At 73.3% G+C, this 1,602-nt stretch carries 1 protein-coding gene; it reads right to left on the bottom strand.

From position 1 onward, the window contains the following. Positions 1-38: 38 nt before the first annotated feature. Entirely contained in the window at positions 39-1,472 is a 1,434-nt protein-coding gene (locus HMPREF0731_RS19550) for a mannose-1-phosphate guanylyltransferase/mannose-6-phosphate isomerase (protein WP_040614125.1), read from the bottom strand. Positions 1,473-1,602 lie beyond the last annotated feature (130 nt).

Raw genomic sequence — 1,602 nt, 5'->3', positions numbered from 1 at the left:
CGGGGGCGCCACGGCCGCCACCCGGCCGGCGCGGGCGCTCAGGCGCGGCCGTAGGTGTCCTCGAAGCGCACGATGTCGTCCTCGCCCAGATAGGAGCCCGACTGCACCTCGATCAGGGTGAGCGGGATCATGCCCGGATTCTCCATGCGGTGGACGCAGCCCAGCGGCAGGTAGATGGACTCGTTCTCGCGCAGCATGATGCGCTCGGCATCGCGCTCGACGATGGCGGTGCCGGCCACCACCACCCAGTGCTCGGCGCGGTGGTGGTGCTTCTGCAGCGACAGCTTCTGCCCCGGCTTGACCGAGATCTTCTTGACCTGGAAGCGATCGCCCTTGATCAGCCCCTCGTAATGGCCCCAGGGGCGGTACATGCGGCGGTGCTCGGTCGCCTCCGGCCGGCCCCGCGCCTTCAGCTGCTCCAGCAGCTTCTTGACGTCCTGCGCATGGTCGCGGTGCATCGCCAGCACCGCGTCGTCGGTGACGACGATGACCGCGTCCTCGAGCCCGACCACGCCGGTCAGGATGCCCTCGCTGCGCACATAGGAATTGCGGGTGTTGTGCAGCGCGACCGGGCCATGCGTCGCATTGCCCTGCGCGTCCTTGGGCGAGACCTCCCACAGCGCCGCCCAGGAACCGACATCCGACCAGCCGAGCGAGGCCGGCACCACCGCGGCGCGGCCGGTCTTCTCCATCACCGCGTAGTCGATGGAGATGTCGGGCGCGCGCGCGAAGGCCGCCGGGTCGAGGCGGATGAAGTCGAGATCGCGCGTCGCGCCCTCGACCGCGGCGCGCACCGCGGCCAGCAGCTCGGGCGCCAGCCGCTCCAGCTCGGAGAGCAGCGTCGCCGCGGTGGCCACGAACATGCCGGAATTCCACAGGTGCCGGCCGCCCGCCAGGAACTCGGCGGCGCGCGCCGCGTCCGGCTTCTCGACGAAGCGGGCGATGGCGGAGACGCCCTCCAGCCCCGGCAGCGGCGCGCCGGACTCGATGTAGCCATAGCCGGTCTCGGGCGCCGTCGGCTGCATGCCGAAGGTGACGATGTGGCCGGCCCGCGCGGCCTCGGCGGCGCGCGCCAGCGCCGCCTGCAGGGCGTCGGCATCGCCGATGGCGGCATCGGCCGGCATCAGCCACAGCACGTCCTGCGGGTTCTCCTCATGCGCCAGCAGCGCGGCGGCGGCGATGGCGGGGGCGCTGTTGCGCGCCACCGGCTCCAGCACGATGCGCGCCTCGGCCACCGCGGCCTCGCGCAGCTGCTCGGCGATCAGGAAGCGGTGCGCCTGGTTGCTGATCACCAGCGGCGCGGCGAAGCCCGGGCCGCTGGCGCGCGCCGCGGTGTCCTGCAGCATGGTGCGCGGCGAGAGCAGCGGCCAGAACTGCTTCGGGAACCCCTCCCGCGACAGCGGCCACAGCCGGCTGCCCGTGCCGCCGCACAGGATCACGGGTCTGACGAGGCTGGGGGCCGGTGCTGCCATGGATGAGCTCCTCACTGTCCTGTCGCTGTCACAATCGTGCCGTGCGCCGGCGCGCGGCGGATGATGCTGGTCGCCCTGGCCGGCGCCGCGACGCCGGGCCGCCGGATGGCCGGGGGCGGGGCGGCGGTGG

It is taken from the genome of Pseudoroseomonas cervicalis ATCC 49957 (genome assembly GCF_000164635.1).
In the GTDB taxonomy this organism is placed as follows: Bacteria; Pseudomonadota; Alphaproteobacteria; order Acetobacterales; family Acetobacteraceae; genus Pseudoroseomonas; species Pseudoroseomonas cervicalis.
This window is presented reverse-complemented; position numbering and strand designations above follow the sequence as displayed.

Excerpts from the sequence above, each read along its gene's own strand:
- HMPREF0731_RS19550 (WP_040614125.1), bottom strand. The coding sequence starts at position 1,472 with ATGGCAGCACCGGCCCCCAGCCTCGTCAGACCCGTGATCCTGTGCGGC.